Source organism: Streptomyces sp. DSM 42067 (assembly GCF_055792885.1).
In genome coordinates, this window is the sequence record NZ_CM147706.1 from 5,430,491 (window position 1) to 5,448,633 (window position 18,143).

Genomic DNA, 18,143 nt, shown 5'->3' on the forward strand with positions numbered 1-18,143 from the left:
ACGGAGCGCGCCACGGCACATTCACTCTGGGTTTTGCCCCCCAACGCCTTCTTTGGCGCTATCGGCCACTCACCAGTCAGAAGCCCCCCCAGGCGCCTAAACCACTGGCCGAACAGGAATGCGATTGTGCCACATGAGTTCGAGGTGAAGTGTTACCCCTGTGAAAAATGTGCGTGAAGAGTGAACCAACTCAGGTTTTGTGGAGCGATCTCCAGTCGAAGTTTCCCTGTTGGTCATCCGCACCGCCGGTGATGACCAGCGGTGAACCATATGTCCGCTTCACGTCCCCGTTGGTGTTCTTGCCCCGGGGCGAGGACACGTTGTCGTACGAAAGCGCCTGGCCCCACACGGTCCAGAGCACCCACGGCGTGGCCGAAAGGGTGCGCGGCTGTGCCGCGTTGAGCGGAACGTGGAAGGACTCGGCCATGATCCGGGGCTTGTGGTACTGCTCCAGCCCGCGGTACCAGACCTCGGTCCAGGTCTCTCCGCGGAAGGGGCGCGACGGGGTGTCGCTGTAGTCGTCCACCCCCACGATGTCCACGTACCGGCTGCCCGGGTAGTAGTCCCGCGGCTCCTGCCCGTAGGTGCCGTCCCAGGAGTTCGGTGACCAGACGAAGATCAGGTTGTGCAGGCCGCGGCTGCCCACGAGGTAGTCGTGCATGATGCGCCACAGCTTCCGGTACGCGGCCGGGTCCTGCCCCGCCCACCAGAAACCGCCCTTGCCAGGGGCCGTGTTCATCTCGTGGTAGGGGCGGAGGAGGACCGGTACCCCGAGAGCCGCGAGGTACTGGAGGTGGTCGGCGAGGTAGCTCAGGTCGTGCAGCAGGTTCTTGTGCTCGTCGCTGCCCTGGGTGACCACCCGGCCGAACCAGCCGGAATCGTTCGCCGCGGGCGATTTCCGGCGCATCGTCTGCTCGTACCCCTTCACCTCGCTGCCCGGGTACGGCTGGTGGAAGGAGAAGCCGACGATGCCGGCCGGGCCGCCGCCGTTGTGCGGAAGGCTGACCGTGGTACCGGACGCGCAGTCCTCGCGGGTGCCGGTCGGGTTGTACGAGCCGTCCGCCTCGCGCGGCAGGCCCGCCCATACGCCCACGGCCAGGTCCACCGCGTCCTCGGCGTATCCCCAGTGCGGGCGGCAACTCGGCCACGACGACCGCGAGTAGGAGCGCGGCTCGCCCACCGCCCAGCCCTGCCGTCCGTAGCCGGGCCCCAGATCCACCTCCACGAAACCGGGCAGATCTCCGGAGATGTCCCGGGCCTTGCGGTAGTAGTAGCCGGGCTGCTTGACGCCCCGGTAGTCGCCGTACTCCGCGTTGTACCGCTCGTTCTGGAGCTCGACGTGCTGGCCGATCACGGTGCGGGTGGAGCGCCCCTGGCGGGCGTCGTTCTCGAGGCCGGCCAGCATCGCGTAGACCCGGCGCGCGGCGGTCGTCGCCTGTGGATCACGGTCGCGCAGGTCGGTCGGGACCAGCGTCGGCTTGCGCTCGGCGGCCTCCGGCCAGGCCCACAGCGTCAACGGCGTCAGCAGGGCGGCGCAGACCCCCGCCCCGATGAACTGCACTCGCCCGCGCATCCGCATGGTCTCAGCCCTTTCCAAGCGATCCGCGAGGTGATTCTGCCCCGTTCACGGATGAAGCAGGAGGATCTCTCAGGGCGCCGGGGAGTTGGCTGCCGCCGACGCCTGTGCCTCGCCGCGGCGGCGGATCTGCCGGAACGTGAACTCGGCGAGGTCGTCGCCCGTGGTGAAGACCGCGCTGTCCTTCTGCGTCACGTTCTCGCCGTTGGTGAAGCCGGAGACCGTGAAGTACGTGTAGCGCCCGTACGAATTGGCCGTGGAGCGGCAGACCGCCGTGGTGCAGAAGGCCGGGACGCCGGAGCCGGACAGGGAGGCGACATTGCCCTTGTCCCACTCCTGCTTGGCCTTGGTGGCCTTGGCCTCGGTGTCGAACAGCGCGACGCCGACGGTGACCGCGACGCCTTTCCTGGTGTACGTGGCACGGATCACGCGGGTGCAGTCGTTGGTGGTCAGGACCTTGGCGAGCGCGCCCCGGACCGCCGTCGCGCACTTCATCGTGCTGCTGGTGGAGCCCTTCTTGTAGATCCGCTCACCCATCGTCAGGCTGCTGCCGGGGAAGAGGGTGTCCGCGCTGAGCGGCGCGGTGTCCTTCTTGACGCTGGAGACGAAGTCCTTCGGGTCCAGCGGGGGCGGGGCGGTGGTCGCCTCGAAGGACGGGCCGGGCTGTGTGGTGTCGCTGGGGATGTCCGCGGAGGTGGGGAGCTCGTCGGCGGGCTGGTTCGACGCCGAGCTGCTGTTCGCGGATACGACCGCCATGGCCACGAGCGCGCCGACCACGACCGTGGCCAGGGCGCTGCCGCCTATCCACAGCCACCTGCGGCGGCGGGCGCGCGCCTCCGAGGCCTCGGCGAGCGCCGCCCAGTCGGGAGTGTCCGAATCCGAACCCCAGTTGGGGGGACCCGAACCCGGCCCCCCGGGGCCCCACTGAGGCCCTCCTTGCCCAAAGCTCATGGGGCGCATCTTAGACGTGCCGAACGGGGACGCGAACACGCGCAAGCGGGGCCGGTGGAGGGCCCGTTCGGGCCGATCGTCATTCCTTCCCTTTGTGGTGTGCCCATGCCGGCTGTGTGCGCGGGACGCCGCCACTGGGCGGCGGCATCGTGGACACAGATGCCGCCTGCGGGGGCGACGCTGCGATGCCTCGTGTGGCCGGTGGGCCTGAGCCGTGCGCTGGCGGTTCCGGGTCGCGCGGCGGGCGCTGCCGGCGGCGGGTGGTCCCGCATCGCGCGGCCGGCGGTCCCGCGCCTCGCCGTCAGCCGCTCGGCCACACGCTCGGGTCGCGACCCTCCGCAGATCCGGGTCACCCACGGCGACCGGCCGTACGCAGTGGGCACGCGTGCGTGGCGACCCCGATCCGCGGCGGGGACTACTCCGTATGTCTCTGGCCCGTACGTCTCTATGAGGTCGCCTCTTCGCGGCCGCCCCTGAGCGGTCCTTCCGGGCGTCCCCCTGGGCGGGCGGTCCCCTGGGCGGTCCCAAGGCGGTCCTCCCGGGGAAGCGCCGCTGCGGCCGGAGCCGGGGTGCCGCAGACGGCCGCGAGCCGGGCTCATCGGGCAGCCCGGGGGCATCGCGGGTGCGGTGTGCGTGCGCGCCGACGGCGGCACCACTGTGACGTCGGCCTTCGGGGGACTCCCAGCCTGTGCCCGCTCCCGCCGGCGACGCCCGGCGGAGGCCGGCTGCCCAGCGCCGCCGGGAGCGAAGCCCCGACGCACCGCCGCAGGGGAAGCCCCGCGACGCCGTGCCACCGGGCGAGGCCCTGCGACGCGGTGCCGCCAGGCGAACGCCCGACGCACCGCCGCCCGGCTCAGGCCCCCGACGCGGCCGCGCCCGGCGCAGGCCCCGACGCACCGCCGCCCGGCCCAGGCCCCCGACGCGGCCGCGCCCGGCGCAGGCCCCGACGCACCGCCGCCCGGCCCAGGCCCCCATGCGGCCGCGGACGGTCTCCGTGGCGGTTAACCTGGAGGCGCAGGGCCGCCCACGGCGGTCGAGTGCCGGCTGCGAACGGCCCCCGGCCCCGCGTTTTGACCCGTACGGGCAGGCGCGGGTATCCTGCTTGTTCGTTATGTGTATTGGCTTGCTCATTCTCACGTGAGGGGCCCTTACACCGGTCCACCGGGCCGATGACCAGCGGCAAGCACTCGGTTTGCGTCACCGACGTGCGGCAAGGGCTGTCGTGATCGTCCGTGGTGGCCTTGTCAGGACCCACTCACTGAAGAAGCGAAGGCTACGAACCGTGCGTACGTACAGCCCCAAGCCCGGCGATGTCACGCGCCAGTGGCACGTCATCGACGCTCAGGATGTTGTCCTGGGCCGTCTGGCGTCGACTGCCGCCACCCTTCTGCGGGGCAAGCACAAGCCGATCTACGCGCCGCACGTCGACGCTGGTGACTTCGTCATCATCATCAACGCCGACAAGGTGCACCTCTCCGGCAACAAGCGGACCCAGAAGATGGCGTACCGCCACTCGGGCTACCCGGGTGGTCTGCGCTCCGTCCGCTACGACGAGCTGCTCGAGAAGAACCCGGAGAAGGCCGTCGAGAAGGCCGTCAAGGGCATGCTCCCCAAGAACACCCTGGGCCGTCAGATGCTCTCCAAGCTGAAGGTCTACTCGGGCGACCAGCACCCGCACGCTGCCCAGCAGCCGGTGCCGTTCGAGATCACCCAGGTCGCGCAGTAAGTCCGGCCACCCCCTAAGACTGAAGAGAATCTGAGGAGAATCGTGGCCGAGACCACCGTTGAGCAGCCGCTCGAGGACGTCGCCGACGTCGAGCACTACACCACCGAGTCGGAGGTCCCCGTCGAGGGCGAGTACACCTCCGAGTCCCTCGCTTCCCGCTTCGGCGAGCCGCAGCCGGCCGCCGGCCTGGGTCGCCGCAAGAACGCCATCGCCCGCGTCCGGATCGTCCCGGGCACCGGCAAGTGGAAGATCAACGGTCGCACCCTCGAGGACTACTTCCCGAACAAGGTGCACCAGCAGGAAGTCAACGAGCCCTTCAAGGTGCTCGAGCTCGAGGGCCGCTACGACGTCATCGCCCGTATCGCGGGTGGCGGCGTCTCCGGCCAGGCCGGCGCCCTGCGCCTCGGCGTGGCCCGCGCCCTGAACGAGGCGGACGTGGACAACAACCGCGGCGCCCTGAAGAAGGCCGGCTTCCTCAAGCGCGACGACCGTGCGGTCGAGCGCAAGAAGGCCGGTCTGAAGAAGGCCCGCAAGGCCCCGCAGTACAGCAAGCGCTAATCGCTGCTGCTTGTACAGCACTTTCGCCCCGGCGGCACGCAGTGTGCTGCCGGGCGTTCGTTTATCACAGGCGTGCGGCGTATAACGGCATGAGGCCATGAGGCCATGAGGCCATGAGGCCATGAGGCCATGAGCCCATAAGGCCATGAGGCGTTCATACGCCTGCCTGGTCGGACTGTTTCCGAAGCTTCCTGAGCTGCTTCGAGAATTCTGAAAGTTCGGAGGACACCAGTGGGACGACTCTTCGGCACGGACGGCGTGCGCGGTGTCGCCAACGCGGATCTGACGGCTGAGCTCGCGCTCGGGCTGTCGGTCGCGGCGGCGCACGTGCTCGCCGAGGCGGGCACCTTCGAGGGCCACCGGCCGGTGGCGGTGGTCGGGCGGGACCCGCGCGCGTCCGGGGAGTTCCTCGAGGCCGCGGTGGTCGCGGGCCTGGCCAGTGCCGGTGTCGACGTCCTGCGTGTCGGCGTGCTGCCCACCCCCGCGGTGGCGTATCTCACCGGCGAGCTGGGCGCCGACCTCGGCGTGATGCTCTCCGCCAGCCACAACGCGATGCCCGACAACGGCATCAAGTTCTTCGCCCGCGGCGGCCACAAGCTCGCCGACGAGCTCGAGGACAAGATCGAGGCCGTGTACGAGGAGCACCGCACCGGTGCCCCCTGGGACCGTCCCACGGGCGCGGGCGTCGGGCGCCTGAAGTCGTACGACGAGGGCTTCGAGCGGTACGTCACGCACCTCCTCGGCGTCCTGCCGAACCGGCTCGACGGGCTGAAGGTCGTCCTCGACGAGGCGCACGGCGCGGCCGCCGGCGTCTCGCCCGAGGCGTTCAAGCGGGCCGGTGCCGAGGTCGTCACGATCGGCGCCGACCCCGACGGGCTGAACATCAACGACGGCTGCGGCTCAACCCATCTGGACCTGCTGAAGGCCGCCGTCGTCGAGCACGGCGCCGACCTCGGCATCGCGCACGACGGCGACGCCGACCGCTGCCTCGCCGTGGACCACACGGGTGCCGAGGTGGACGGCGACCAGATCCTCGCCGTGCTCGCTCTGGCGATGCGCGAGCGCGGTGCCCTGCGCGAGGACACCGTCGTCGCGACCGTCATGTCCAATCTGGGCTTCAAGCTCGCCATGGAGCGCGAGGGCCTGTTCCTTGTGCAGACCGCCGTCGGCGACCGCTATGTGCTCGAGGAGATGAAGGAGAACGGCTACGCGCTGGGCGGCGAGCAGTCCGGGCACGTGATCATCCTCGACCACGCCACGACCGGTGACGGCACCCTGACCGGCCTTCTCCTGGCGGCGCGGGTCGCCGAGACGGGTCGTACGCTCGCGGACCTCGCCGCCGTCATGGAGCGGCTGCCGCAGGTGCTCGTCAACGTTCCGGACGTCGACAGGTCCCAGGTGCACACCTCCGCCGAGCTGACCGCCGCGGTCGCCGACGCGGAGCGCGAACTGGGCTCCACGGGCCGGGTGCTGCTGCGCCCGTCCGGCACCGAGCCGCTCGTACGCGTCATGGTGGAGGCCGCCGACATCGAGCAGGCACGGTCGGTGGCCGGGCGGCTCGCCGACGTGGTGAAGTCGGCTCTCGGTTAGGCCGACAGGACCTGGGGGCTCGGTCAGAGCCTGCTCTTCGCGGCGGTGCGTTCACGCTGCCTGTTCCAGAACAGCTTCTGGGCGAGCAGCGTGAGCGTACCGGCGAGGACGATGCCGAGCAGGTTGAGCAGGAGCTGTTCGGTGGAGCCCAGGGTCTGGGCGGTGTCGCCGTAGCTGAGCGCCACGGCCGCGTTCGCGGCCGCCGGGACGGTCGTCACGGAGATGGCGACGCCGACCAGGGCGCCCGACTTGGCGGAGGTCAGCGAGAGCGTTCCGGCGGCGCCCGCGAGAACGGCCACGACGAACGAGAACCAGTCGGGGGCGTAGATGAAGCCCGTGTTGGGCCGGTCCGCCTCCAGCTGCGCCTCGCTGAACAGCCCGACCCAGTCCATGAAGAGGCTGAAGCCCACCGTCATCAGCATCGCGATGGCGAACCCCGCGAGCAGAGCCGTCACCGCGCGCAGGGCGAGGCGCGGTGCGCGCCGCACCAGGGCCGTGCAGATCCCGGCCAGGGGCCCGAACTCGGGGCCGACCGCCATCGCGCCCACGATCAGGATCGCGTTGTCGAGGACCACACCGCAGGCCGCGATCATCGTGGCGAGCGTGATGAAGGCGACATACGTGACGGAGAGCGTCGACTCCTCGTGCGTCGCGTCGGTCAGGTGCTCCCACAGCACCGCGTCCGCGGCCTCGCCCGGCGCCTCCTCCTCGGCCTTGTCGGCGCGTTTGGACAGCGACAGGTCGATGTTCTCGACTGCGATCGAGCCCCGCTCGTGGATACCCAGTGCCTGCAGCCCGGAGAGGAGTTCGTCGCCGGCCTCGCGGGCGACGTCGCACAGCACCACGTCGCCGGCGGGGTTGCGGGCGGCGCCCGGCAGCACGGCGAGATGCGTTGTGCCGGGGGTCCGCTCGATGAGGCGCACCGCCTCTTCGGTGACGTCCGCCGGGGTGATCAGGCGCAGATGCAGCATGGCGGCAGGGTAACCGGCGCGGTTTGCGGCGGGGTCACGGCTTCCGGTTCTCGGCGGTCACAGCTTGCGCAGGCTCAGCCGCTGCACCTTGTGGTCCGGGCCCTTGCGCAGGACGAGGGTGGCGCGGCCGCGCGTGGGCGCCACGTTCTGCAGAAGGTTGGGCTTGTTGATGGTCCGCCAGGTCCTGCGCGCGTAGTCGAGGGCCTCCTCCTCGGAGACCTGGGTGTACTTCCGGAAGTACGAGGACGGGTTCTGGAAGGCCGTCTCGCGCAGCTTGCGGAAACGGTTCAGGTACCAGTTCTCGATGTCCTCGGTGCGCGCGTCCACGTACACGCTGAAGTCGAAGTAGTCGGCGAGGCCGACCCGGGTGCGGCCGTCCTTGCCCGGCAGCGCGGGCTGCAGGACGTTGAGGCCCTCGACGATGAGGATGTCGGGGCGGCGGACCGTGAGCTTCTGGCCGGGCACGATGTCGTAGATCAGGTGCGAGTAGACGGGGGCCGTCACCTCCTCCTTGCCGGCCTTGATGTCCGCGACGAAGCGGGTGAGGGCGCGGCGGTCGTACGACTCGGGGAAGCCCTTGCGGGACATCAGGCCGCGCGCCTCGAGCTCCTTGGTGGGGAGCAGGAAGCCGTCGGTGGTGACCAGTTCGACGCGGGGGTGCTCGGGCCAGCGGGAGAGCAGGGCCTGCAGCAGACGGGCGACGGTGGACTTGCCGACCGCCACGGACCCCGCGACCCCTATGACGAAGGGCGTGCCGGACTGCGAGCCGTTCTCGCCGAGGAAGGTGTTGAGCGCGCCGCGCAGCCCGCTCGTCGAGCCGACGTACAGATTGAGCAGGCGGGACAGCGGCAGATAGATGTCCCGCACCTCGTCGAGGTCGATGACGTCGCCCAGACCGCGCAGTCTCTCGACCTCCTCCGCGGTCAGCGGCAGTGGCGTCTTGGCGCGCAGGGCGCTCCACTCGGCACGGGTGAGGTCGACGTAGGGAGTCGCCTCCGGCCTTGACCGGTGGGCGCTCCGCGGCGGCGAGGAGACCGGAGAGATCACAGTCCATTGTTACGGGAGTTCGAACACCGCGGGGCGTGGGGTCGGTCACGCGGGTATCTCCGGCATTCCGGCCACCTGCGGCACGAGGTCTGGACCAGCGTTCCCCACGGGGATACGGTCCCGCCACCCGGTGCCGAGCCGCGCACCGGGGGTTGCAGGGGGTTTGGGGGTCGCCATGTCCGTACATCTTCGTGTTTTCGCCCGTCGCCGAGGTGCGGCGGGAGATGCGAGGACGGCTGCGCGGGCGGGTGTGCGGGCGGATTTCGAGGGGCGCGTCTGCAGCGAACTGTCCGCCGATCTGCCCGACGAGGACCTGGGCGAGAACCTCGGCGATGTCCTGGACCTCTACGAGATGGGCAGCAAGCCGCGGTGCGAGGAGGTCGAGTACCTGGAGCTGGTCCAGGAGGCGATCGAGCGCATCGAGCGGGGGGAGTAACCCTCTGGATCCACAAGCCGGTACCACGGGGTGCACGAGGTGGCGGCCGGCCTGCCGGGTGCGTGGCAAACCTCCCGGTGCATAACACAAGATGGCCGGATCTGCCGGAAACGCGTGGCCGGTGAAGAGGGTGAAACGACCTTCGAGTCGTGGGGGGTGAGGGCTCGCCGTAGGCTGCGGCCATGTGCGGAATCGTGGGTTACGTCGGCTCGCAGTCGGCGCTTGATGTCGTCCTCGCCGGGCTGAAGCGGCTGGAATACCGGGGCTATGACTCGGCCGGTGTCGCCGTGCTCGCCGACGGTGGGCTGGCCGCCGCCAAGAAGGCCGGGAAACTCGGCAACCTGGAGAAGGAGCTGGCCGAGCGGCCGCTGCCGACCGGTTCCACGGGCATCGGGCACACCCGCTGGGCCACCCACGGAGGGCCCACGGATGCGAACGCACATCCGCACCTCGACAACGCGGGCCGTGTCGCGATCGTGCACAACGGCATCATCGAGAACTTCGCCGCCCTGCGCGCCGAACTGGCGGAGCGTGGGCACGAGCTGGCGTCCGAGACGGACACCGAGGTCGTCGCGCACCTGCTCGCCGAGGAATTCTCCGGCTGCGCGGACCTCGCCGAGGCGATGCGGCTGGTGTGCCGGCGTCTGGAGGGCGCGTTCACACTGGTCGCCGTGCATGCGGACGACCCGGATGTGGTGGTCGGGGCGCGGCGGAACTCGCCGCTGGTGGTGGGCGTTGGGGAGGGTGAGTCCTTCCTCGCCTCGGACGTCGCCGCGTTCATCGCCCATACGCGCTCGGCGATCGAGCTGGGACAGGACCAGGTGGTCGAGCTGCGGCGCGACGGGGTGACGGTCACCGACTTCGACGGCCGGCCCTCCGAGGTGCGCTCGTACCACGTGGACTGGGACGCCGAGGCGGCGGAAAAGGGGGGGTATGACTACTTCATGCTCAAGGAGATCGCCGAGCAGCCCAAGGCGGTCGCCGATACGTTGCTGGGGCGCATCGACGCCTCGGGTTCCCTGACGCTGGACGAGGTCCGCATCCCGGGCGCCGTGCTGCGGGAGGTCGACAAGGTCGTCATCGTCGCCTGCGGTACGGCATTCCACGCCGGACTGATCGCGAAGTACGCCATCGAGCACTGGACGCGGATCCCCTGCGAGGTGGAGCTCGCCAGCGAGTTCCGCTACCGGGACCCCATCCTCGACCCGGGGACGCTGGTCATCGCCATCTCGCAGTCCGGCGAGACCATGGACACCCTCATGGCGCTGCGGCACGCCCGCGAGCAGGGCTCCAAGGTGCTGGCGATCTGCAACACCAACGGGTCGACGATCCCGCGCGAGTCCGACGCCGTGCTGTACACGCACGCGGGTCCGGAGGTCGCCGTCGCCTCCACCAAGGCGTTCCTGACGCAGCTCGTCGCCTGCTATCTGGTGGCGCTCTATCTGGGCCAGGTGCGCGGCACCAAATGGGGCGACGAGATCCACGCCGTCGTCAGGGACTTGGCGAAGATCGCCGACCAGGTCGAGCGGGTCCTGGAGACCATGGAACCGGTGCGGGAGCTGGCGCGTTCGCTCGCCGACAAGGACACCGTGCTGTTCCTGGGCCGCCATGTGGGCTATCCCGTAGCCCTGGAAGGCGCCTTGAAGCTCAAGGAGCTCGCGTATATGCACGCCGAGGGCTTTGCGGCGGGCGAGCTGAAGCACGGGCCGATCGCCCTCATCGAGGACGACCTGCCGGTGGTCGTCGTGGTCCCGTCGCCGCGCGGACGCTCGGTACTGCACGACAAGATCGTTTCGAACATACAGGAGATCCGGGCGCGCGGTGCCCGGACGATCGTGATCGCGGAGGAGGGGGACGAGACGGTCGTCCCGTACGCCGACCACCTGATCCGTGTCCCGGCCACGCCGACGCTGCTCCAACCGCTCGTCGCCACCGTGCCGCTGCAGGTCTTCGCCTGCGAGCTGGCCACGGCGCGCGGCAACGAGGTGGACCAGCCGCGCAACCTCGCGAAGTCTGTGACGGTGGAGTGATGAGGGCGCGCGCTGTCGGCACCGTGGGAGCTGCCGGGGGAGCGAGATCGTGATCATCGGGGTGGGCATCGACGTCGCCGAGATCGACCGGTTCCGGAAGTCCATGGAACGCACGCCCGGGATGGCCCGACGGCTGTTCGTGGAGCGGGAGTTGCTGCTGCCCAGCGGGGAGCGGCGCGGTATAGCCTCACTGGCCGTCCGTTTCGCGGCCAAGGAAGCCATCGCCAAGGCCCTCGGCGCCCCGGCCGGCCTGCACTGGACGGACGCGGAGGTCTACGTGGAGGACAGCGGCCAGCCGCGCGTACGCGTACGCGGCACGGTCGCGGCCCGCGCGGCCGAACTGGGCGTCCGCTCCTGGCACGTGTCGCTGAGCCATGACGCGGGGGTGGCTTCGGCGGTGGTGATCGCGGAGGGGTGACTACTGCTGCACCGCTGCAAACCACGCGTCAGGGCGCACCGAAAAGCAACGGCACCCCCGGCTAGGCCCTATCGTCAAACTCCCGTCGTCCGCCCGAAGGGCGGGCCCCGCGGCGTCTGGTACGTGTAGCTGCAAGGCGGAGGAGGGAGGCGACGCGGAGCGTCGTTGACCGACGACAACGCCGCAGATGCGCGTGCCAGGCGTCGCGGGGCAGGCGGGAGTTTGACGACAGGGCCTAGGGGAGACTCGACGGCATGCGTACTGCGTACAGCGTGGAAACCGTAAGGACAGCCGAACTCACCCTCATGGCGAGGCTCCCGGAGGGAACCCTTATGCAGCGCGCAGCGGCAGGCCTCGCCGCCGCATGCGCGGAGTTGCTGGGCCGCGTCTACGGCACCCGCATCGTCCTCCTCGTCGGCAGCGGCGACAACGGCGGCGACGCCCTCTACGCGGGCGCCCGCCTGGCCCGCCGCGGCGCGGGCGTGACGGCGGTACTGCTGGCGGCCGAGGACCGAACTCACCCAGGGGGCCTCGCGGCCCTGCGGGCGGCCGGGGGAAGCACGGCCCGACCGCCCGCCGCCGAAGCGCTGATCCACCGCGCCGACCTGGTCGTCGACGGCATCGTGGGCATCGGCGGCAAGGGCGGTCTCCGCCCGGACGCCGCGCAACTGGCGGCGCTGGTCGGGGACGCGGGCGTGCCCGTCGTCGCCGTCGACCTGCCCAGCGGCATCGAGCCCGACACGGGCGAGGTCCGCGGCGAGGCGGTACGGGCCGATGTGACCGTGACATTTGGCACATACAAGCCGGGCCTGCTCATCGACCCCGCGCGGGAGCACGCGGGCACCGTCCGGCTGGTCGGCATCGGGCTCGACCTGCCGGCCGAGGCGGATCTCGAGGCGCTCCAGTACGCCGATGTGGAGCGGCTGTTGCCGGTGCCGGTGGCCGAGAGCGACAAGTACCGGCGGGGCGTCGTGGGCATCGTCGCCGGGTCCGCCCGCTATCCCGGCGCGGCCGTGCTGGCCGTCGCCGGGGCGCTGCGGGGCGGGGCCGGGGCCGTGCGCTACGTCGGGCCCGCGGGCGACGCCGTGATCGCACGCTTCCCGGAGACCCTGGTGTCCGCCGGGCCGCCCGCGAAGGCGGGCCGCGTGCAGGCCTGGGTCGTCGGACCGGGCATCGGCGACAACGCGCAGGCGGTGGCGGAGGTGCTCGACGCCGACGTACCGGTGCTGGTGGACGCGGACGGTCTGCGCCTCGCCGACCCGGACGCGGTGCGGGCCCGCACCGCACCGACCCTGCTCACTCCGCACGCGGGCGAGGCGGCCGCGCTGCTCGGCGTCGACCGCGCGGAGGTGGAGGGCGCACGGCTGGCGTCGGTACGGGAGCTCGCGGCGCGGTACGGGGCGACGGTGCTGCTCAAGGGTGCGACCACGCTGGTGGCCGGGCCCCGTGGGGGCGCCGTGCGGGTGAACCCGACGGGGACGCCGTGGCTGGCCACGGCCGGGAGTGGTGATGTGCTGTCGGGGCTTGCGGGGTCCTTGCTGGCGGCGGGCCTGGAGGCGCGGGACGCCGGATCTGTTGCGGCGTATATGCATGGGCTGGCGGGGCGGTTCGCTGCGCATGGCGCGCCCACGGGTGCGCTCGAGGTGGCCGAGGCCTTGCCTCGGGCTTGGCGGGACGTCACTGCGTGACGCTCGCCACGGGGGCGAACGCGCGCCCCGTTGGGGGCGGGCGCTGCGGGGCGGGCGCGGCGCCGCGGTGGTTCCTCCCCCAGCTAACGCTGGGAGGTGCCCCCAGTGCCCACCCGTTCCGCCCCAGCGGAACGACTGCCCACAGGCGCAGCGGCGCCCAACGTCGCAGTGGGGTGTCGTAGGGCTCTGAGACACTGGGTGCGCCATGAATGAGACTGCCCCGTTGCGCGCCCGCGCTGAGATCGATCTGTCCGCCCTTCGGGCCAACGTGCGGACGTTGCGTGCCCTGGCGCCCGGGGCCGCGTTCATGGCCGTCGTGAAGGCGGACGCGTACGGGCACGGGATGATCCCCTGCGCGCGTGCCGCACTGGACGCGGGCGCGACCTGGCTCGGCACCGCGACGCCCGAGGAGGCGCTCGCGCTGCGGGCCGCCGGGATCGGGCCCGACGGCGCCCGCGTCATGTGCTGGCTCTGGACGCCCGGCGGCCCGTGGCGCGAGGGCATCGAGGCGGATCTCGACATCGCGGTGAGCGGGATGTGGGCCCTGCGGGAGGTCAAGGCCGCCGCGCGGCAGGCGGGCCGCCCCGCACGCATCCAGTTGAAGGCCGACACCGGCCTCGGGCGCAACGGCTGCCAGCCCGCAGACTGGCCCGAACTCATCGCCGAGTCCCTCGCCGCGCAGGCCGAGGGGCTCGTCCAAGTCACCGGCCTCTGGTCGCACTTCGCGTGCGCCGACGAGCCCGGCCACCCGTCAATCGAGGCCCAGCTCACCCTGTTCCGCGAGATGGTGGCGTACGCGGAGGCCAAGGGCGCGCGCCCCGAGGTGCGGCACATCGCCAACTCGCCGGGCACGCTGACCCTTCCGGAGACGCACTTCGATCTCGTACGACCGGGGATCGCGATGTACGGGATCTCGCCGAGCCCCGAGATCGGCACGTCGGCGGACCTCGGGCTGCGTCCGGTGATGACGCTCTCCGCGTCGCTCGCGCTCGTGAAGCATGTGCCGGGGGGCCACGGCGTGAGTTACGGACATCACTACGTCACACCGGGGGGCACGACTCTCGGCCTCATCCCCGTCGGTTACGGTGACGGGATCCCGCGTCATGCGTCCGGCACCGGGCCCGTGTTGGTCGGGGGCAAGCTCCGGACGGTGGCGGGGCGTATCGCGATGGACCAGTTCGTGGTCGATCTCGGAGGGGACGAGCCTCCGGCCGGCGCGGAAGCGCTGCTGTTCGGACCGGGCGACCGGGGCGAGCCGACCGCCGAGAACTGGGCACAGGCGGCGGGGACCATCGCGTACGAAATCGTCACCCGCATCGGATCGCGCGTTCCACGCGTCTATGTGAACGAGCGGCCCGAGGGCGACGAGCGGTGCGACGGCGAGGAACGGTGCGACGGCCAGGAGCGGTCCGACGGTGAAGCGGGCCCCGGCGGCGGACGGCGCGACGGCACGGACTGACCCGGTGCCGGCGACCGGCCCCGCGATGGGGCCCTGAGCCGGCAACCGAGCGGCCCAACACCCAGCACCGCACCCAGCACCAAGTACCGAGCACCAAGCACCGAGCCCGACGACCGGGCACCCGAGCACCGAACGCACAGCCCTATGACCGAGCACGACCCCGACGACCGAGCACCGAGTGAGGAGCGGCACGTGAGCGAGAGCAGCGCGGAGGCTGTCGCGGAAGCGGCCACGGCGGCCGCCTCCGCCGCCGGCAGCTGGCGCCGCGCCGGACTGGTGGGCACCGCGATAGGCGTGATCGCCGCGGGAGCCGCCGCCGGCGTCGCCATCGAACGGATGACAGTGGGCCGCGGGATGCGACAGAAGGCGCGGCTCGCCCTGGATTCCACCGGACCCTACGGAGCGCTGCGCGGCAAGCCGGGCAAGGCGTACGCGGACGACGGCACCGAGCTGTACTACGAGATAGACGAGGTCGAGCCCGACGGCGGGACGGCGCCACGCCGCAGGAGGCTGTTCGGCCGCAAGGCCCCGGCGCCCGTGACCGTCGTCTTCTGCCACGGCTACTGCCTTAACCAGGACTCCTGGCACTTCCAGCGGGCCGCGCTGCGCGGGGTCGTACGGACCGTGCACTGGGACCAGCGCAGCCACGGCCGCTCCGGGCGCGGTGTGGCGCAGGCCCCGGGCATCGACGGGGACGGCGTGCCGATCTCCATCGACCAGCTGGGCCGCGATCTGAAGGCCGTCATAGACGCGGCCGCCCCCGAGGGGCCGCTCGTGCTCGTCGGACACTCGATGGGCGGCATGACCACGATGGCGCTGGCCGGCCACTACCCGGAACTGATCCGCGACCGTGTCGTCGGCGTGGCCCTCGTCGGTACGTCGTCCGGGCGGCTCGGCGAAGTGAACTTCGGGCTGCCGGTGGCGGGCGTCAACGCTGTGCGGCGCTTGCTGCCAGGCGTACTGAAGGCGCTGGGGCAGCGCGCCGAGCTGGTGGAACGGGGACGGCGGGCGACGGCCGACCTGTTCGCGGGGATCATCAAGCGCTACTCGTTCGCGTCCAGGGACGTCGACCCGGTGGTCGCGCGGTTCGCCGAGCGGATGATCGAGGCCACGCCGATCGACGTGGTCGCCGAGTTCTATCCGGCGTTCCACGAGCACGACAAGACCGAGGCCCTCAAGCGGTTCGCCGACGTCCCCGTTCTCGTCCTGGCCGGCGACCAGGACCTGGTCACGCCCAGCGAGCACAGCGAGGCGATCGCGGACCTGCTGCCCGACGCCGAACTGGTGCTCGTGCCGGACGCGGGGCATCTGGTGATGCTGGAGCACCCCGAAGTGGTCACGGACCGTCTCGCGGACCTCCTCGCCAAGGTCGGTGCCGTCCCGGCAGGGGCTAACGTGGGCAGCTATGGAAGCACCGCACAACCCGGCCACTGAACAGGCCGAACCGGTCGACCGCACCAGCACCCCGACCAGCGCCCGCCTCACCGTCACCTCGCCGGCGCAGATGCAGGAGCTGGGCCGCCGCCTGGCCAAGCTGCTGCGCGCCGGCGACCTCGTGATGCTCAGCGGCGAGCTGGGGGCAGGAAAGACGACGCTGACCCGCGGGCTCGGCGAGGGCTTGGACGTGCGCGGCGCGGTCACCTCGCCGACCTTCGTCATCGCCCGCGTCCACCCGTCGCTGGGCGGGGGCCCGCCGCTGGTGCACGTGGACGCGTACCGGCTGGGCGGAGGGCTCGACGAGATGGAGGACCTCGACCTCGATGTGTCGCTGCCCGAGTCCGTGATCGTCGTGGAGTGGGGCGAGGGGAAGGTCGAGGGCCTCTCGGACGACCGGCTGCAGGTCCTCATCCACCGGGCCACCGGAGACACCACGGACGAGGTACGCGAGGTCATGCTCACCGGCTATGGCGAGCGGTGGGCGGCGACGGACCTGGCCGTGCTGGCCGCCTGACCGGCGGGCTTTCGTGGGTTCGCCCGTCTTCTTCGTAGGTTCACCCGAAGGTGCCGACAGGACGTCGGGAAGATGTTGCGTTGTGCGGGCCGCGCGTGGTCACATGGACACCTGTACGGGTTAGGTCTGCCTAACCACGGCTGCTCCCGGAGCCCGCAGGAGGCGTCCATGTCGGCTTCTGAACGTGATGTGCCGGCTGCTGCGCAGGCGGGGGACCGGCCGGTCGTGTCGCCTGAGGCGCCGCGCGCGACGGCGTCTGTGCGGCCGTCGATGCGAGAGCTGCTCGATGCCTGTGCGGCGGCTGCCGCGGTTTCGACGCCGCCGTGGGCGCACCGTCCGGTGGGGCGGTGCCCTTGAATTCGCGGATGCCGTAACGGGTGGGCTGTGCCCACCCCCGTTCCACCCTGGGGCCTACGGCACCACTACGACCGTCGTGCCCACCGTCGCGAACGTCCACATCGCGTTGCCGTCCTCGCGGGACTCGCGGATGCCGCCTGTCTGCTTCGACGGGTCGGGCTTCGGGGTCGAGCCGTCGACGGCCGCGCTGAAGCCGATCACCACGCCGTCGACGTCGGTGAAGCGCACCACGTGCTCGATCGGCACGCCGTCGGAGCCCGTCACCGTGCTGGACCGCGAGGTGACGCTGTAGGTGCCCACCTCGGGGTCGACGGTGCTCGGCGTGACCTGAAATGTCCGCTTCGTCTCGCCGTCCGCACCGACCAGCCAGACGCGGTCGTCCCCCAGCGAGTAGACGACCCGCTCGCCGGTGCCGGACTCCTCAGGGGGCGCCGTCGACTCCTGCTTCGCGCTCTCCGTGGGGGACTGCGACGCGGTGGGGGAGGGGGACGGCTCGGCCTTGCCGAGCGTGTCGGGCACATTGGCCGAGGCCTGGAAGGCGAGGAAAGCGACCGCGGCGATGGCGGCCGCGGTCAGCCCGGCCACGAATCCCGAGCTGCTCCTTGCCACGTGTGCCCACCTCTCGTACGTACGCCCGTCTCGACCCTCGACGGTGACGGTAGCAGCAGGTGTGCGGCACACCGGTGCGGCCGTGCCTCCGGCGCCCAAGCCGTAGGCTGTTTGCGTGCTCTTGCTCGCTCTGGATACCGCCACACCCGCCGTCACCGTCGCGCTGCACGACGGGGAGTCCGTCGTCGCGTCGTCGAGTCAGGTGGACGCCCGCCGCCACGGCGAGCTGCTGCTACCCGCCGTCGACCGTGTGCTGGCCGAGGCCGGACGGAAGCTCGACGCGGTCACCGGCATCGTCGTCGGCGTCGGCCCGGGACCGTACACCGGGCTGCGCGTCGGCCTGATGACCGCCGACACCTTCGGCCTGGTGCTGGGGGTGCCCGTGTACGGCCTGTGCACGCTCGACGCCCTCGCGTACGCCTCATGCACCGAGGGCCCCTTCGTCGCGGCGACGGACGCCCGGCGCAAGGAGGTCTACTGGGCCCGGTACGCCGACCGGCGCACCCGCGTCACGGAGCCGGCCGTGGACAGGCCCGCCGACATCGCGCACCAGGTCGCCGGGCTGCCGGCGGTCGGCGCGGGGGCTCGGCTCTACCCGGACACGTTCCCGAACGCACACGAGCCGGAGCACGTGTCCGCTGCCGCGCTCGCCTCGCTCGCGGTGGAGAAGCTGGAGGCGGGCGAGGAACCGGCCGCACCCAGGCCGCTGTATCTGCGCCGCCCGGACGCTCAGGTGCCCAAGAACTACAAGGTGGTCACACCGAAGTGACAGCTGT

16 protein-coding genes are annotated in these 18,143 nt (G+C 71.3%); 11 read left to right on the top strand and 5 right to left on the bottom strand.

Annotated features, from left to right (window positions below; translation table 11 throughout):
* Positions 1-190 precede the first annotated feature (190 nt).
* Both ACSMXV_RS24990 and ACSMXV_RS24995 read right to left on the bottom strand, forming a co-directional pair.
* Entirely contained in the window at positions 191-1,573 is a 1,383-nt protein-coding gene (locus ACSMXV_RS24990) for a glycoside hydrolase family 26 protein (protein ID WP_473173475.1), read from the bottom strand.
* Positions 1,574-1,648: 75 nt separating this feature from the next.
* A complete protein-coding gene (locus ACSMXV_RS24995; protein ID WP_473173476.1) occupies positions 1,649-2,527 on the bottom strand; it encodes a hypothetical protein in 879 nt (292 codons plus the stop codon).
* Between the two features lie 1,282 nt (positions 2,528-3,809).
* On the opposite strand from ACSMXV_RS24995, the gene rplM reads away from it, so the two are divergent.
* The 3 genes from rplM (at position 3,810) to glmM (ending at position 6,401) form a co-directional block, all read left to right on the top strand.
* Positions 3,810-4,253: a 50S ribosomal protein L13 gene (gene rplM / locus ACSMXV_RS25000; protein WP_473173477.1), complete on the top strand. Its 444-nt coding sequence runs from the start codon at positions 3,810-3,812 to the stop codon at positions 4,251-4,253.
* Between the two features lie 42 nt (positions 4,254-4,295).
* Complete coding sequence (gene rpsI, locus ACSMXV_RS25005) at positions 4,296-4,811, top strand: 30S ribosomal protein S9 (protein WP_473173478.1); 516 nt, start codon at positions 4,296-4,298, stop codon at positions 4,809-4,811.
* Between the two features lie 231 nt (positions 4,812-5,042).
* The gene (glmM, locus tag ACSMXV_RS25010) at positions 5,043-6,401 is read left to right on the top strand and encodes a phosphoglucosamine mutase (protein WP_473173479.1); all 1,359 of its coding nucleotides are present in this window, start codon (positions 5,043-5,045) and stop codon (positions 6,399-6,401) included.
* 23 nt (positions 6,402-6,424) lie between these two features.
* Here glmM and ACSMXV_RS25015 read toward each other — a convergent pair whose 3' ends face one another.
* The gene (locus tag ACSMXV_RS25015; RefSeq protein WP_473173480.1) at positions 6,425-7,372 is read right to left on the bottom strand and encodes a DUF389 domain-containing protein; all 948 of its coding nucleotides are present in this window, start codon (positions 7,370-7,372) and stop codon (positions 6,425-6,427) included.
* A gap of 57 nt (positions 7,373-7,429) precedes the next feature.
* Positions 7,430-8,419: a type I pantothenate kinase gene (gene coaA, locus ACSMXV_RS25020; protein ID WP_473173481.1), complete on the bottom strand. Its 990-nt coding sequence runs from the start codon at positions 8,417-8,419 to the stop codon at positions 7,430-7,432.
* 175 nt (positions 8,420-8,594) lie between these two features.
* Here coaA and ACSMXV_RS25025 point away from each other — a divergent pair, with 175 nt between their 5' ends.
* The 7 genes from ACSMXV_RS25025 (at position 8,595) to tsaE (ending at position 16,401) form a co-directional block, all read left to right on the top strand.
* Entirely contained in the window at positions 8,595-8,855 is a 261-nt protein-coding gene (locus tag ACSMXV_RS25025; RefSeq protein ID WP_246458832.1) for a hypothetical protein, read from the top strand.
* Positions 8,856-9,037: 182 nt separating this feature from the next.
* Positions 9,038-10,885 carry a glutamine--fructose-6-phosphate transaminase (isomerizing) gene (gene glmS / locus ACSMXV_RS25030; RefSeq protein WP_473173482.1) on the top strand — a complete coding sequence of 616 codons (1,848 nt, stop codon included), beginning with the start codon at positions 9,038-9,040 and terminating at the stop codon, positions 10,883-10,885.
* A 46-nt stretch (positions 10,886-10,931) separates the two neighbouring features.
* On the top strand, positions 10,932-11,303 hold the full coding sequence (locus ACSMXV_RS25035) for a holo-ACP synthase (RefSeq protein ID WP_181659196.1): 372 nt from the start codon (positions 10,932-10,934) through the stop codon (positions 11,301-11,303).
* A 254-nt stretch (positions 11,304-11,557) separates the two neighbouring features.
* Complete coding sequence (locus tag ACSMXV_RS25040; RefSeq protein ID WP_473173483.1) at positions 11,558-12,991, top strand: NAD(P)H-hydrate dehydratase; 1,434 nt, start codon at positions 11,558-11,560, stop codon at positions 12,989-12,991.
* 205 nt (positions 12,992-13,196) lie between these two features.
* Positions 13,197-14,450: an alanine racemase gene (gene alr, locus ACSMXV_RS25045; RefSeq protein ID WP_473173484.1), complete on the top strand. Its 1,254-nt coding sequence runs from the start codon at positions 13,197-13,199 to the stop codon at positions 14,448-14,450.
* 192 nt (positions 14,451-14,642) lie between these two features.
* Positions 14,643-15,884 (top strand): alpha/beta fold hydrolase, encoded by a 1,242-nt coding sequence (locus tag ACSMXV_RS25050; protein ID WP_473173485.1) that lies wholly within the window; start codon positions 14,643-14,645, stop codon positions 15,882-15,884.
* Positions 15,856-16,401 (top strand): tRNA (adenosine(37)-N6)-threonylcarbamoyltransferase complex ATPase subunit type 1 TsaE, encoded by a 546-nt coding sequence (tsaE, locus tag ACSMXV_RS25055; RefSeq protein WP_473173486.1) that lies wholly within the window; start codon positions 15,856-15,858, stop codon positions 16,399-16,401. Before ACSMXV_RS25050 ends, tsaE begins: the two co-directional genes overlap by 29 nt.
* Before the next feature lie 411 nt (positions 16,402-16,812).
* Here tsaE and ACSMXV_RS25060 read toward each other — a convergent pair whose 3' ends face one another.
* Positions 16,813-17,367 carry a hypothetical protein gene (locus ACSMXV_RS25060; RefSeq protein WP_473173487.1) on the bottom strand — a complete coding sequence of 185 codons (555 nt, stop codon included), beginning with the start codon at positions 17,365-17,367 and terminating at the stop codon, positions 16,813-16,815.
* Between the two features lie 115 nt (positions 17,368-17,482).
* Between ACSMXV_RS25060 and tsaB the strand changes: the two genes are divergently transcribed.
* Positions 17,483-18,136 (top strand): tRNA (adenosine(37)-N6)-threonylcarbamoyltransferase complex dimerization subunit type 1 TsaB, encoded by a 654-nt coding sequence (gene tsaB / locus ACSMXV_RS25065; protein WP_473173488.1) that lies wholly within the window; start codon positions 17,483-17,485, stop codon positions 18,134-18,136.
* Positions 18,137-18,143: the final 7 nt, after the last annotated feature.

Coding starts and splice junctions, on each gene's coding strand:
- tsaE (WP_473173486.1), top strand. CDS start 15,856: ATGGAAGCACCGCACAACCCGGCCACTGAACAGGCCGAACCGGTCGAC.
- ACSMXV_RS25040 (WP_473173483.1), top strand. CDS start 11,558: ATGCGTACTGCGTACAGCGTGGAAACCGTAAGGACAGCCGAACTCACC.
- alr (WP_473173484.1), top strand. CDS start 13,197: ATGAATGAGACTGCCCCGTTGCGCGCCCGCGCTGAGATCGATCTGTCC.
- ACSMXV_RS25015 (WP_473173480.1), bottom strand. CDS start 7,372: ATGCTGCATCTGCGCCTGATCACCCCGGCGGACGTCACCGAAGAGGCG.
- ACSMXV_RS25025 (WP_246458832.1), top strand. CDS start 8,595: ATGTCCGTACATCTTCGTGTTTTCGCCCGTCGCCGAGGTGCGGCGGGA.
- ACSMXV_RS24995 (WP_473173476.1), bottom strand. CDS start 2,527: ATGAGCTTTGGGCAAGGAGGGCCTCAGTGGGGCCCCGGGGGGCCGGGT.
- ACSMXV_RS24990 (WP_473173475.1), bottom strand. CDS start 1,573: ATGCGCGGGCGAGTGCAGTTCATCGGGGCGGGGGTCTGCGCCGCCCTG.
- glmS (WP_473173482.1), top strand. CDS start 9,038: ATGTGCGGAATCGTGGGTTACGTCGGCTCGCAGTCGGCGCTTGATGTC.